The sequence below is a fragment of the Undibacterium sp. Ji22W genome, assembly GCF_049340305.1.
Classification (GTDB): domain Bacteria; phylum Pseudomonadota; class Gammaproteobacteria; order Burkholderiales; family Burkholderiaceae_D; genus Undibacterium.
Map to the genome: position 1 here is coordinate 667120 of NZ_JBMPOU010000002.1, position 15027 is coordinate 682146.

The following is a 15027-nucleotide window of genomic DNA, read 5'->3' on the forward strand; positions in this document are numbered from 1 at the left end:
ATTGAAAAGCATCTATTGACTCACAAAAAAATACACCGCCGTTCGTTTCAAATAGATTGCAGTTCAATAGATTACAGTTCTTGATATTGACATAGGACAAATTTCGCTGATTATAAAATCAGCAAATCTGCCCCCACCACCGAAACTCCTGCCGCCCCAATTAACTTAATCACAGTATCAAATGAGTCAATCTTTGAAGGTTCACCGGTAACGGTCTGGACGATGTATGTTCCACTATAATTTACACCAGCCGTTTGCTGCGAATCGGTAATGCTGAGGTAATAAACACCGCCAATCGCACCCGTTCCAGTCTTAATTTTTTCTTGAAGAGCATTTACGAAATCGGTAACGGTAATCAAATCTGTCGTGACCTGAGTACCACTCGTTACCTTAATAATTCCACTAGATCCATAGATTCCTGACAATTTATCACCTGCATTGACAAAAACAGTATCAAAGCCCGACCACAATGAATCAACTGAGTAAAAATAGCGGAAAATATCATTCCCTGCTCCGCCGTTCAGTGTATCAGCGCCAGGGCCTCCAAAGATCTGATCATTTCCTGAGCCTGTGACAATAACATCATTGGAATTGCTACCGTCTATCGTCGAAGGGACAGTCAGTGCAGCGCCGTTAAAGTTCACAATAGTAGGAGTCATAAAGGTAAGGCCATTCGCAAATGCGGCATTCGCATTTTTCCCTAAGGTTATGTAGCTCACGCTCTCAGAAATTAACGATAAATTAAATTTTTCAATTTGCGACACCTTAGCAAAATTAGCATCAGTGACTGTGACTGAACTGCCGCTATTATTGAAAAGAACGAATGTGTCAATTCCATTTCCACCATTGATCACTGGCTCAGCAATAAGGTTAGTACGCAAAGTATCGTTTCCATCACCACCTTCGAGAGTGGCGGCGACAATCTCCGTTCCCGCGTCAACGTTAAGTAGATCATCACCAGCTCCACCAGTCAATTTAATTGATGTTCCTGCTGGGAAAAAGGCTGACGAAATCAAATCATTCCCAGTCCCACCATTAATTTCACGTACGCCATGCGCTCCTCGCAAATAAGCGTCCACAGCATCCCCACTATAAAAAATATCGTTGTTGCCATTAGCTAAGTTAAGAGTCGATATGTTCCTCAAGAAACCTGCGGGCATCCAACCGTGATTGATTCGGAACGTGCCCGCAGTTGTTAATGTCACCGTTTCTTTATCACCGCTATCTCCATTGATTGTCGTGCCGACTAAGTTCTCCAAGCTACCAGTGAATTGGTCATTCCAACCAGCTACCCCTTGATAAGTTTGACCTGCTGCAATATTAACTACAGCTACCTTTGCATTCAAAGACACAGTATCAAAATTGCCTGTGATTGGGATGGCTGCGCTCACGTTCCCTGCCAGATCCCGTATTGCGCCGCTCGCAAAAGAGAAATCGATAGCATCGCCGAAATACCAGTTCGAAGGCAAAGCACTGGCTTTAATTTTCAAAGTATTGCCGACAAAAGTCGCCGACGTTGGGAGTATCGAACTCGATCTCGTGACATTGGTAATTTGCAGCAAAGACGGATCAATGGACAATGAGGTTGCATCTTCAAATTCCAGCGACCATTCATCATCTGTCGCATCAAATTTTGTTCCTTGATTATTGTAGGTAATTCGGGAAGAAGACATTACAGGCACGATTGAGTCATAGGTAATCACGATAGGATTCGCTTGTGCTGAGTTACCCGCCAAATCCGTTGATCTTACGATGATAGAATTCGCTCCTTGCTTGGGGACCAGATTATTTGTGAAACTGAGGCCGCCGTCTAGGCTATACGACAAGCTCGCACCTGCTTCAACATTGGTAGTTGATAAGGTGACGTCCCTGCTAATACGGTCACCATTTGAGTTGCCAGTGTCGTTGGTGAGAACAACACTTGGTACAGTCGTTTTGGTATCAAGCGTAAAACTGACTACAGAATTTTGCGATGTGTTACCTGCCTTGTCTGTTGAGCGCACTAAAACCGTCTTTGCACCGTCCGCGCCTGGTGTATAAATTTCAGTCCAATTCACTCCTCCATCAGAGCTATACGTCACTGTTGCGCCAGCTTCTGTTATTGAGTTAAGAGTCACTGCGTTGGTTAACTTATCGCTGGAAGAAGTCCCACTGTCAGTCGCCAAACTCACGCTAGGTGCAATAGGCGCAGCTGTGTCGAACGTAAAATTGAACAACCTCTGTGCGGTGTTTCCTGCCGCATCCATTGCTCTGACGATGACCCGCATTTTCTCCCTGTACGGCGACAAAGGCAGAAGTGAATAAATTTCCACCGTCGACACTATAGGACACGATCGAACCTGCTTCGACATTGCTAATTGCTAAGCTGCCGTCTTTGCTAATGCTGTCACTATTTAGGCTTCCGGTGTCGTTCGCAAGGGCAACGACAGGTGCGCTTATACTGGTGTCGAGCGTGAAACTGTATGCCGTGTTTTGAGACGTGTTACCTGCCGCATCAGTGGAACGCACTAAGACCGTTTTCATGCCATCTGCGCCAGCTGCATAGACTTCACTCCAGCTTACACCACCATCAAAACTATAAGTCAAAAATGCACCGTCTTCTTTTGTAATATTGAGCGCTGCGGACTTAGTCAATTTATCGCTACCTGAAGTCCCACTATCGATAGACAAAGTCACAGTAGGTGCGATGGGAGCCACCGAATCAAGCTTAAAATTCAACAAGGTTTGTGCTGTGTTCCCAGCAGCATCCGTTGCTCTGACGATGACTGCATTTTCTCCTTGTACTGCAATGAAGCTATTCGTGAACGTGTTTCCATCCATGCTATAGGACAAAGTCGCGCCGGTTTCGACATTGCTAATCAGTAAGCCGCCATCTTTGCTGATGCGATCGTTATTCGAACTTCCTGTATCACTTGCTAACACCACACGTGGTGCGTTAGTACTGGAGTCTAGCGTGAAATTAAATGCGGCACTTTGAGATATGTTACCGGCCTTATCGATGCTACGAACCAAAACGGATTTCACGCCATCAATGCCTGGTGCATAGGCTTCAAGCCAACTTGCTCCTCCATCAAAACTATAATTGGTGGTTGTGCCTTCTTCCGTTGTCAAATTCAGCGCTGCAGACTTGGTCAATTTATCGCTGCTGGAGACACCACTATCTGTGAGCAAATTCACTATTGGTGTTGCAGGTAACACCGTATCAAACTTAAAGTTCAACAAGGTTTGTGCCGTATTCCCCGCAAGATCCGTTGCGCGCACAATGACCGCGTTTTCTCCTTGTGCTGCGACAAAATTTGCGGTGAACGAGTTTCCACCATCTGTACTGTAGGATAAAGTTGCGTCTGCTTCTACATTGTTTATCGACAGGCTGCTGTCTCTACTGATACGATCACTATTTGAATTTCCGGTATCGTTCTTCAAGACTACATTTGGTGCTGTTGTAGTAGTGTCTAGCGTGAAGTTAAGTGCCGAACTTTGTGAAATATTGCCTGCCTTGTCGGTTGCGCGAACTAAGACTGTTTTTATGCCATCTGCACCTGGGGCATAGCGTTCGCTCCAGTTCACGCCACCATCCATACTAAAAAATAAATTTGCGCCAGCTTCCAGATTGACAATCGACAAAACGCCATCGTTACTCAGTCTGTCACTATCGAATCGTCCCGTGTCGTTCAAGAGGCCAACACCCGGTGTAGCGACACTGGTGTCGAGCGTGAAGTTGAATACAGCGCTTTGAGAGATATTGCCAGCCTTGTCAGTAGAACGCACTAAAACGGTCTTATCACCGTCAGCTCCCAAAACATAATTCTCACTCCAATTTGCTCCGCCGTCGAGACTATAAGTTGTTGTGGTTGCGACTTCCGCTGTCACATTGAGCGTTGCGACCTTGGTTAATTTGTCGCTCGCAGATAAGCCACTGTCGGTAAGTAAACTCACGCTTGGGGCGTACGGCGCTACGGTATCGAGCTTAAAATTAAATAATGTTTGCGCTGTATTTCCTGCAGTATCCGTTGCGCGCACGATGACCGCATTTTCCCCTTGTACAGCGGTAAAACTGGTGGTGAACAGAGTTCCACCATCAATGCTATAAGTTAAGGATGCACCTGCTTCCACATTGGCAATGGACAAAGTAGTTTCTCTACTAATCCGATCATCATTTGAAGCCCCAGTGTCGCTCGCAAGAGCCACGCTTGGTATCGTTGTACTGGTGTCGAGTGTGAAGCTAAAGGCAGAGCTTTGTGAGACATTGCCAGCCTTGTCGGTTGACCGAACAAACACTATCTTCGTGCCATCGGCACCGGGCGCATAAGTTTCACTCCAACTTACACCACCATCGAAACTGTAACTCGTGGTGGAGTCTACTTCTGCTACCACATTGAGCAAGGCAGTCTTCGTTATCTTGTCGATCACTGACATGCCGCTATCTGCAAACAGATTCACGCTTGGAACCATTGGCGCCACAGTGTCAAGCTTGAAGCTCAACAAGGTTTGCGCGCTATTTCCCGCAACATCATTTGCGCGGACAATGACCGTGTTTTCTCCTTGCGCAGCCACAAATTCATTGGTAAACGTAGTTCCATCCAAGCTATACGACAAAGTCGCGCCTGCTTCTATATTACTAATCGTTAGGTTGCCATCTTTACTAATACGATCCGTATTCGAATTTCCAGTGTCATTAGCAAGGATCACAATTGGTGCTGTGGTACTAGTGTCAAGCGTAAAATTAAATGGCACACTTTGTGAGACATTACCAGCCTTGTCGGTCGAACGAACTAAGACCCCCTTCGTGCCGTCACCACCCGGGTTATACACCTCATTCCAATTTATTCCGCCATCAAAACTATAAGCAATGCTCGCACCGCTTTCAGTCGTCAAAGCGAGGGTTGGGGAAGTAGATATATGGTCATGATCGGATGCGCCAGAGTCTGACAACAGACTTACTATGGGCTTCGCAGGAGCGGTGACGTCGAGGATAAATTTAAATGCTGCTGACCCCGCCTGATTGCCGGCTTTGTCCGTCGTCCTTACTAACAAAGTCTTTTCGCCATCCGTTCCAGCATCATAGTTACTACTCCAGGTCGCACCAGCGTCCCAACTGTATGCAAGATCAGCATTTGTTTCGGTACCGACAACCACCACCTCGGATTCATTCGTCAGACTATCGGTCGAAGTATTTCCAGAATCCACTTTCAATCGCAGCGTCGGCGTAACAATTAATGTGTCTAGATCAAATTCAATAGTACGCACTTCAGAATAATTACCAGCGATATCAATGGCACGCACAAATACAAGATTGTGTCCTTCTCTAGGTACATAGCTAGTTCCCCAATTCTTGCCGCTATCTGTACTATAAAGAACCGATGATTCACTTGAAGTCTTGACGTCGAGCTCGCCTATCCTGGTGACCTTATCGTTGTTGCTCGCTCCAGTGTCGTTTTTCAATGCAACATCAGATATCGCTACGACAGTGGTATCGAGCGTGAACGAAAAAAGGACGAGGCTAGTCTTTTGATTATTTGGTTCATATACCCGCACTACAAGGTTTTTGAGTCCATCTGCACTTGCATCAATTCGGTCAGACCAAACGCTCCCACCATCTTGACTATAGGAAATGAGCGCACCCGCTTCTGCCCCCGTCACTTCTATCTCTGCAGTATTCGTGATGAGGTCATCACTTGAGGCTCCCGAATCTATCTTCAGGCGTATTACAGGAGTCGAAGCACTACTATCAAAATGTTGAGTCATCAACTGAGTCGGCACCGCTTTTCCCTCAGACCCCGCTTTCACATATTTCAGCAGCGTCTTCGAGAACGCGATATCACTTCCGTTGTGTTCCAACGCAAATGCGACTCCAATATCAACTTTATTCGAGAACAAGCTCTTAGAGAGCAAGCCTGCCGGATCGGTTCCACCATAATTCACAGCAGCCGTTATCAAATCGCAAATTACCTCACCACGCGTCTTAGCCTCTAGCTGTTTGGACCAGTATTTCAAGCCCTCAGCATCCGGTTCCCTGCCGAATACCCCGGTATAGAACCGTTGAATAACGCCCTCATTTGAGAGCCAGTCTGGATACATCTCACGCGCCGGTTGCACGTTATACATGTCCTGTGCTACTTGCTGCCAAGTACGCCCACCTTCAATCTGTGACACCCAATAATCTAACCCCGCTCTTTCTGGCGCACGACCAAACAACGAAACATAACATTGGATAATTTTCTCTTGAGACAGGGTAACGATAGGCATAGACGATTTTTTCGGTTATCAAAAACTATATTTGCAAAAATTAACCCGGAATTGTCGTCGCTTTCTAGGTAAATAACAAGCAAACAAGATCAAGTAAATCTATATTTTCTATCGATAAAGAATAAGGAAATTAGGTGCTCTCATACTCGCCCGGCTTATGCGTCAAAACACCGTCATCAGTCGTGAAGGTAAACGCACAAATCATAATGGCTTATATCAACGAGTCATGAACATTGGTCGAGTTGCTGCATCAACTCGCAATACAGACGTGTCGCCTGAACGTCATCCAATATCGCTGATCAAGACTAGGTATGGCTACCACGTAATCTGATCAGCAGGCAGGTATCCGCGCCCTTCAAACTGTGTCGACAGCACAATCGAGGTCTGCGTTTTGCCAATTTTTCCCAGCGACTGAATCATACTTTGCAAGTGTTCAGGTGCCACTACAGCGACCCGAATCAAGGCGCATTGCTCACCGGTGGTCGCGTACACCGCCAACACCTCCAAATGCTGCTTCGCCCAACGATCGAGATCATCGTGAGAATCTAAGGTGATATGAATTAAGGCTTCAAAACTATAACCTAGCGCGCGTAAGTTCAGCTTGGCAGCAAAGCCCGTGATCACTTGCGCCTCTTCCAAACGCCGCACGCGTTCTGCCACTGCGGGTGAAGTCAGATGAATGCGGCGCCCGATTTCCGAAAAGCTCAGGCGGGCGTCTTCCTGCAAAAGTGCCAGAATTTTCCGGTCATGGTTATCTAATTCAAACTTCAAAGTAAACCTCACAAAAAAACCTTAAATGTGACGCTGCACAGCCAAGAACTCTTTGAACTTTGCATGGTGATCACGGGCACATCACACTACCATACATAGCTCCATACCTGTTCGTAATCGCCCCGCATTCACATCAAAAAAAGGAAACGCTATGACAGCAAACACCCATCTCTGGCTCTATTTTCTTGTCATTTCTGGCGTCATTATTCTACCCGGACTCGACATGGCATTTGTGATGAGCAGCAGCGTCAAAGGCGGCGTTCGTGCTGGCTTTGCCGCAGTCGCTGGCACTGTGGTGGGCGGCATGCTACACATGATCATAGGCGCGACCGGACTCGCCGCGATATTTACCCTCATTCCCTGGGCTTACACCAGTATGTTGATCGCCGGCGCAGGCTACATTGCCTGGCTAGGCATAGGTCTACTCCGGGCCAGCAGCATGGGCGGCCTAGCACTGAGTACAGGGAACGCCAGCATCATGCAAAGCTTCGCTGGCGCATTTGCCACTTGTATGCTCAACCCCAAAGCCTATGTTTTCATGCTCGCGATCTTCCCCCAATTCATACGACCAGGCAGCAATTCAGTCTGGGCACAAACAAGCATACTTTCGCTGATCACCGCCGCAACGCAAATCGTCGTCTACGGCACACTGGCCATCATGACAGTGCGCACGCAGTATGCGCTATCTAATCGACCACGCGTCAGCGCCATCCTCGCCAAAAGCATAGGTCTGATCCTCATCGCTGCCGCTGGGCTGACACTCTATAGCGGCTTGGTACGAGAATAGAAACACCTCCACCACGGCGCGTCATCAACACAGCTCACAACTACCAAACCAGAAAATTAATCATTTCAACTACAGAAAAATGAACATGAGTAACACTACAGAACCAAGTAAGATCACACCCGCACAAGCTGGCGATTTCGATTTTTTATCAGGGCATTGGAAGATTCAACATCGCCAACTCAAATCTAGTCAACCAGAAGTCTGGGATAGTTTCGAGGGAGAAGCCAGTTGCTGGTCTATCTTAAAAGGCACCGTCAGCATAGAAGAACTACGGATTCCAGCGCGCGATTTTAGCGGCATGGGCTTACGTATATTAAATCAGGAAAAACAAGTCTGGTCGGATTTTTGGATGAATGCCAAAAGAGGCATACTCATGACCCCGGGCGTAGAAGGTTGCTTCCATGAGGGGCGTGGCGTGTTTATTGAAGAAAGCCAAGATGGTGAGCAAACCACTCAAGTGCGGGGCGTGTGGGATAACATTACAGCCACCACTTGCCGCTGGCAACAAGCCAGTTCTAATGACGGCGGCGAGACTTGGCAAACGAATTGGGTGATGGATTGGGTAAGAGTGGCTTGATGCCTTTGATGCGCTTTGCATTATCTTGCTGCTGACCACATCAGCAGGAACCCGCATCGTCAAACCCTATCAAACTCGAGATGCGATGAGACTTGCGGTTTCAAAGTTGGCGGCGATGTTTTTGCTCTCGGCAAACTCAAGCCGCCACTTTGATGCAATTAGAACTGCGGTTTATTCGCCCGCGCTTTCTCTTCCGCTTCACGTTTTTGCTTTAGGTATTCGGCCTGCTGCGAGTTCATCGTGTTCACATCACGAATCAGCGCAGGTGAATACATCAGCATGGTGTAGCTTTGAATCAAATCTGTGTTCGATTGCATGTATGCACTAGTTGTCAGCGCTAACGCACAAGTATTGCGGAAATTATTTGGGATGGTCACAGAATCCGTAATCGGTACATACATTGTGTACGGTAGTGAGGCACAAGGTCCCGATTTGGAATCCAGATTATGCGATGCATATTGCTGACCATTCATACCAAAAGACCAAGCAAAATGTGGGTAATTCGCACGATTACGTTCAGAGATCAGCGTATTTGGGGCATCGTATTTCTCAAATAAGGCCTTTTTGTATGTGTCCAATAGAAGCGGTTGATCTTTCGGCAGCTCGATGCGGCGATTAACCAGCCAAATGTTACCTGCTTCGTTAAAATACACCGTAAACTGATCCGTAGGTATCGCATTCGCAGGGCCAGCTTTCGCCGTCACCCCTCGATAATTATTCACCATAATTTTCAGCGTTTCTACCCGATAAGCTGGATTGAGCTTTTTGATGAGAGGTAAGGCATCATTCACATTCATCCCTAAGCTGATACCACCAATTTCAGGTTTGCGAATAGACCCTGCAAACTTGACGAAAGAATTCGAATCCAGCAGCAGACCCGGAGAACCTGGAATAGGCTGCCCATCCAATTGCACAACGCCTTCTTTAACCGGAGTAGATCCTATGCTACCTGCCGTAGCAGAAGTGGTTGGACTAGTGGAAGTACCCGCAGTTTGCTCAGGCTTAGACGCACTTTGCTGCCCTTCTTTGACACTATCCTTAATGATCTTCTTAAGACTAAATCCAGACGATTGCGCGCTAACATGCACAGGGAACAAAGCAAGGCTTGCTAAAAAAAGTGGGGCTATAATTTTCATGAGAGTGTTCAAGTAGATTATAAAAAATGTCGCAAGAGGCCATGGTGCTTGCACCCTCTCCATAGGATTTCTCTGCCGAGGGCGTGCGAGCATTGTATGAGAAATTTTCCAATACACCAATTCATTTTAATAACACGTAGAAGTGAATGTCTGTGTATTGCCTATGCCGCCAATGCCAATACTGAGATCAAAGCGACGATCACGATAATCTTCATGGGACGAGCTCGAGCCTCGCCCCCCGGAATTTTCAAGATATTGCAATGCAGTTTTAATGCACTAGAAAATAGTGAACCGACGAAGGAGTGCTAAATAATTTACGGAAGAAATAGGCTTACGCCACCTTTTTGTGGGATTGACCCGACAGGAGCAGAAGACTATGATCTAGCAAGAATGTTTTATTTTTTATCTTTATCTTATGAAAAAATTCTCTAATTTTCTCGCGCTCCTGCCTGCACTTATCCTCCTTAGCGCCTGCGGAGGCGGTGGATCAGCACCAGCAAGTACGGCTGGCTCATCGGGTAGCATCGCCGTTTCGCCCGCGAAAACGTGCGCGACCAACGGAAAGACTTACACCGCCATTGAAAGCGCTCTGCCAGACGCGAGTGTTGGCATCACCGATCAAAACACCACGACTGCCGCAGATTCAAAGTTGAGTTTTGGTTACATTGTGTATGGCAACGGCGTCTATCTCAACTCGTCGATTAGCCGCATTAGCAATGACGGAACTAACTGGGATCAACGATTGCAAGTGCGCGCATCCGGGTCCACGATCAAAGTCGAACAACTACGCTTTATCAATGATCAGTTTTGGGCGATTGCCAATGGCAAACTCATTGTAAGCAAAAATGGGAAGCAATGGCGACAGTTAGATTTGCCGCTAACGATTCGCAAACTAGTCTTTAAAGACTCACGCTATATCGCCTATGCTGAAGAGAACAATGGAGCAAGCAAGGGCTCTTATCTCATTACCAGTAGCGATGGCATAAATTGGACAACACGCTGCGATCTCGTTTTAGACGAGAGCGAATTGCCCTTCATACTCGCCTGGGATACAGGTACAAGTCATCTCAGTGTTCAAGGCAATCGTATCTTCACCACAGGTCTCCCAATCAAAGGTGGCGACTATAGTAGCGACGATGGGATCACGTGGGTGCAGTCTGTGATTGAGGGATCAGACAGTCGTATAAAAAATCTCAACGCCTCTCTAGTGGTCGGTTCAGATGCTGGATACATCGCGGTAGAAAACTATACGAATATCCGCACAACCACGGGTCAAACGAATCTCAATGTCAACTGCGTCATACTATTCTCGATAAATTGTCATCTCGCATTTTATTCGCGCGATGGTCGTCAGTGGTCACCAATCTCACTCGATCTCACTGGTTATGTTTATGATGGTCAACTTCAAAATTCGCAATTTTTATTGCTCGGCTACGATCAGGTAAGAGTAAGTAAAGACGGTAAACTATGGAACAAATCTGCACTGCAGACGACCAATTCCAGAATTTTTTCTGTCGCCAGTTTCAAGGGCAGTTGGCTATCGGTGAGCCCAGATGGCATTTTCCGTAGCCAGGATGGCTTGACCTGGAAAAACACACCTGGAACAACGGCACCTATACGTATCAGTGTCGCGAACAATCAACTATTCCTCAATCGTACGATCACCGGCACGCTTGGAAATCCAATTGAACTAGTGTTGATCTCCTCTGATGCTGAGAATTTTGTGGAAGTGTTCCGCGAGAAATAGTCAATTCACGTGGCGAATGAACAAACGTCCTCAATTTCAATTCGTTTGCATTATTGGGGTCTCAGAATTTGGCTCATGGGCTCGAAACCATGGGCTAAATACGCGCATGAAGTGACAGGCGGTTAATTGGTAAATAGTACGCACAGCGCAACCCGCGCAAACAGTTGTTATCAATGTGCATTCTTAGATTAGAGCGGTTGCACTTTGAAGCAAATTTTTGATTAAGCTATCATCGACAAATCCATCCTACGTCTAGTACTGACGACGATGCGCCCAACCCGCCGATGAAGGAAATCCCATGAGTCTGTCGCACAAAATTCTCCGCAAACCGTTCTTCGGGCGTTTTGAAGTACCATGGGTTTGGCCAAGTAATAGTGAGCAATCCGACTGGGAACGCGTCAGCTTTCAAAGTGGCAATGGTGCGCATCTACAAGGCTTGTGGGGCGCAGCGGCAAGCGAAACAGAAGATGCGGGCAACGCTAATGCTACCCTCGTGCTAGCGCATCCCATGGGCAAAGCGGCTAAAGGATTCTGGTTGCGCTATGGGCACGCCGAGCTATTCCGCCAAGGGGGTTTTAATGTGCTGGTGTTTGATGCGAACGGCTTCGGCGAGAGCCAAGGCAAGTCCTTCGACTATCCCGCCGACATACTCGCTGCAGGTATCTGGGCGCAGCAACGTCACCCACATCTACCAGTCGGACTCATCGGCGCTTCATTCGGCGCTGCTTGGGGTTTATGCTCACTCGCACGCGAAGGCAGCCCTTACCAAGCAGCCGTATTAGAAGCCGCCTTTCCCACACTGCCGGATTTTTGGAAACACTACCCAGTCGCCAACGCAGCACTACGCATGTCACAAGTCGTCTGGCCATCTCTAGAAAGAAATCTCAGACCAGAACGTCAAGCTGCGCTGGTCAAAGGAAATCCTTCGGTGCTACTCATACATGGCGACGCCGATATTTATACGCCACCACATTACGGCGAACGCCTACAACGCGCCTTCGGTACTGCAGCGAAAACAGAACTGATGGTATTACCAGGTGTTGATCATACCTTTGCTTATCGGGATGCGGCGGATGCCTATCGGGCGCGGGTGATTCCGTTTCTGAATGAGGAATTGCGGTGAGCGTAGACCAAATTTGTAGAGCGGGTGCAACCCGCGCCGCCAACATTTTCAGAATTCCATGAGGGAAATTTGATTCCTGAACAGATATTTGAACGATAAATCGTTAAATTTGATTGACAGCGCGGGTTGCACCCGCCCTACAATTTATTAACTCTCATCGTGTTTGAGGACAATGGCATCAGAGCCTTCACCACCCCAATTCGAAGGATAAACACCGTCATTGACCAAACGATGAAACGAAGACCAAGGCCATTTATTCACGGTCTTCACCAATCCATGTTTAACGGGATTGAAATGCAAATAATCCATATGCGCCGCAAAGTCATCATCGTCGCGGATTAGATGCTCCCAGAATCGCTGTTGCCAGATGGTGCCTTGCTGTTTTTGTGCACGTCGTTCGGTTTGAAATTCTTCACGAAAATATTTAGCGCCAACCGCCACCGTGACTTCGCGTTTGATCAAACGCCAGCGCGTCGAAAAATCGGCATCGCCTTCCGGTAAAGTCCAAATACAATGTAAGTGATCAGGGAGTAAAACCCAAGCATCAATCTCAAAAGGATACGATGCTCGCACCTTCACGATTGCGGCACGCAAAGCATCTCGCAAATCCGCATTCGTCAATATCGGTTGCCGACGCTCGGTCACCACCGTAAAGAAATACGTGGCACCTTTGATGTTAGCGCGGCGGTAGCGGGACATAAATAGGTGAGCAATTGATTGAAAACCGCGAGCGTATCACGAAGCAATCGAATCGAAAATAACGACGAACACCGTAGGGCGGGTGCAACCCGCGCCGCCAGAATTTTCAGGATGCCGAGATCGTGACTTGACGCTTGAAAGAATATTTGAACGATAAATCGTTGAAGTGATTTACAGCGCGGGTTGCACCCGCCCTACGTGGTTAAAACAAAAAATAAAAAATCAATGCCAAAGAAGTTCAAATATTCCTATTTCGTAAACGGTGACGAATCAATTCCATTTACAATCATATATTCAATATCAACTCTTATTCACAATAAATTGCGATGAAAAAATTGATTAACGCTGGCTTTTTATTTCTATGCATCTTTCTTTCGCCAATGATGTATGCCTGTTCGTGTGCGGGACAAATCAATGCTGGTTTTATTCATGCCAGCACTAAGGTGCTACCAGTGAACGCTAAGGGAGTGCTCTTTTTGAGCCCTTTTATTCCGGACATCATTCATTTCGAAGGCCCCAGAGTAATGATCGTAAGAAGGCATCAACTGCCAAACATAAGAGCAAGCGACTTTGAAATTTTCGAGGGTGAATCAAAGAAGATAATCGCGGCAACTATTCAATCCTTACAGCCATTTGATTCGAAAGTAGATTCGGAGAATGCAATTTATACCTTCAACACCGACAAGCTAGAGCGTGATTTTCTCAAAAAGAAATCAAAGAATATTTCAATTAAGCGATTAATCAAACAAAAGCTAATTAGCAAGCTAAACAATGCTGACGTCGATAACCTAATTCGTGTGTCGCCGATCAATGGCTTCAAGGTTGGACAGACCTATACCCGAACAGATTTCCCCTCGCTTCACTGCCTGATGTTAATGCGATCTGGAATTTAAGAAATACCTTAAACATAGAGGAAAGACCATGCCTCACCGCGTTTCTCGAACGCATTATCAGTGAATCCAAAGAAACTCCAACCGAAGCGTTAACGTACTACAAGGATGATTTGTTATCTCTACTATCGTCAGGCGACCCCAGTAACATTAGCCAGGCGCAAGAGACCTTCCGCAGTTTAGACTTCGGCCTCTCGGCTCACGCTACAGAATCAAGTAAGGTCAAATCTCGCAAACAAGTATTACTTAATTTTCTCAAACCAGAATTACTTGATTTCATGGAAAATGGCACAGCTTTACAGTCAGAAACAGCAGGATTTTTTCTGGGTGAACTCGCCAACGCAGATCAAACAACAATCGATCGATTGTTCAAAGTATCCAAACTCGACTTGAACCGCGCTGGAGCAGCGACACGCACACTCGCACATTTAGTGCCCGATTATCCTCAACTTAGTGAAGTCCTTATAGAACAAATCAACGAACCTACTTTGCTAGAAAATGCTTCTTTACTCTACGCTGATGTCGCCGGAAAACAAAATCCCAAACAAGCCGTCGACTTTCTCATCAAAGCTAGCATTGCTGGAAGTCAAGAAGCCATGTCTCGTTTCCCCGACTTCAAAGACAATGCCGATGCTGCTATCCCATTTTTAGTCGGACTATTGTCCTATGAAAATAGTGAACGAAGGGATGATGCTCTCCGAATTCTTATTCAACTTTACCGAGGTCAAGCACAAATAATTCGGGCTTTGAAACAGAGCTTACGTGTTGACAGCAATCAAGTTAAGCCTCCTTTTCCCATCTATTATTTGCATGATTTAGGTGCCGGTATCAACTTATTGAAACCTGAAATCGCGCATCTTTCAAGTCTCCAAATGTCTAGCTACGATAAAGATTCCCTAACAAAATTGATCCAAGAATTAAAAATCTCAAAAAGTGAAAAGAATAAAATGATGAAAAACTTGAAGGATTCTGTGGCGATCGAGGATTAAGTCGCACCTCCAATTTCATCGAAAACCAATTAAAGAACTTGATAGTTTAGGAGCAATCCGCA

Annotated in this window: 11 protein-coding genes; 6 read left to right on the forward strand and 5 right to left on the reverse strand. The window is 46.5% G+C overall.

The features are described 5' to 3' along the window. Positions 1-110: 110 nt before the first annotated feature. The 3 genes from ACO0KW_RS09765 to ACO0KW_RS09775 all read right to left on the reverse strand — a co-directional run bounded on the left by ACO0KW_RS09765 (position 111) and on the right by ACO0KW_RS09775 (position 7017). Entirely contained in the window at positions 111-2267 is a 2157-nt protein-coding gene (locus ACO0KW_RS09765) for a hypothetical protein (protein ID WP_423052885.1), read from the reverse strand. Then, positions 2173-6246 (reverse strand): DUF4214 domain-containing protein, encoded by a 4074-nt coding sequence (locus tag ACO0KW_RS09770; protein WP_423052886.1) that lies wholly within the window; start codon positions 6244-6246, stop codon positions 2173-2175. Before ACO0KW_RS09770 ends, ACO0KW_RS09765 begins: the two co-directional genes overlap by 95 nt. Before the next feature lie 315 nt (positions 6247-6561). Continuing rightward, the gene (locus ACO0KW_RS09775) at positions 6562-7017 is read right to left on the reverse strand and encodes an Lrp/AsnC family transcriptional regulator (RefSeq protein ID WP_423052887.1); all 456 of its coding nucleotides are present in this window, start codon (positions 7015-7017) and stop codon (positions 6562-6564) included. A 151-nt stretch (positions 7018-7168) separates the two neighbouring features. Between ACO0KW_RS09775 and ACO0KW_RS09780 the strand changes: the two genes are divergently transcribed. Both ACO0KW_RS09780 and ACO0KW_RS09785 read left to right on the forward strand, forming a co-directional pair. Then, positions 7169-7804 (forward strand): LysE family translocator, encoded by a 636-nt coding sequence (locus tag ACO0KW_RS09780; RefSeq protein ID WP_423052888.1) that lies wholly within the window; start codon positions 7169-7171, stop codon positions 7802-7804. A gap of 85 nt (positions 7805-7889) precedes the next feature. Then, positions 7890-8381, forward strand: coding sequence for a hypothetical protein (locus tag ACO0KW_RS09785; RefSeq protein WP_423052889.1), 492 nt, complete (start codon positions 7890-7892; stop codon positions 8379-8381). 158 nt (positions 8382-8539) lie between these two features. On the opposite strand, the gene ACO0KW_RS09790 is transcribed toward ACO0KW_RS09785, so the two are convergent. After that, the gene (locus tag ACO0KW_RS09790; RefSeq protein WP_423052890.1) at positions 8540-9517 is read right to left on the reverse strand and encodes a hypothetical protein; all 978 of its coding nucleotides are present in this window, start codon (positions 9515-9517) and stop codon (positions 8540-8542) included. 415 nt (positions 9518-9932) lie between these two features. Between ACO0KW_RS09790 and ACO0KW_RS09795 the strand changes: the two genes are divergently transcribed. Continuing rightward, complete coding sequence (locus tag ACO0KW_RS09795) at positions 9933-11264, forward strand: hypothetical protein (RefSeq protein ID WP_423052891.1); 1332 nt, start codon at positions 9933-9935, stop codon at positions 11262-11264. A 298-nt stretch (positions 11265-11562) separates the two neighbouring features. After that, positions 11563-12387: an alpha/beta hydrolase gene (locus ACO0KW_RS09800; protein WP_423052892.1), complete on the forward strand. Its 825-nt coding sequence runs from the start codon at positions 11563-11565 to the stop codon at positions 12385-12387. 147 nt (positions 12388-12534) lie between these two features. Here ACO0KW_RS09800 and ACO0KW_RS09805 read toward each other — a convergent pair whose 3' ends face one another. Continuing rightward, positions 12535-13086, reverse strand: a complete 552-nt coding sequence (locus ACO0KW_RS09805; protein WP_423052893.1) for an REP-associated tyrosine transposase — start codon at positions 13084-13086, stop codon at positions 12535-12537. 326 nt (positions 13087-13412) lie between these two features. On the opposite strand from ACO0KW_RS09805, the gene ACO0KW_RS09810 reads away from it, so the two are divergent. Further along, on the forward strand, positions 13413-13979 hold the full coding sequence (locus ACO0KW_RS09810) for a hypothetical protein (RefSeq protein WP_423052894.1): 567 nt from the start codon (positions 13413-13415) through the stop codon (positions 13977-13979). Between the two features lie 110 nt (positions 13980-14089). Next, positions 14090-14965: a hypothetical protein gene (locus ACO0KW_RS09815; RefSeq protein ID WP_423052895.1), complete on the forward strand. Its 876-nt coding sequence runs from the start codon at positions 14090-14092 to the stop codon at positions 14963-14965. Positions 14966-15027 lie beyond the last annotated feature (62 nt).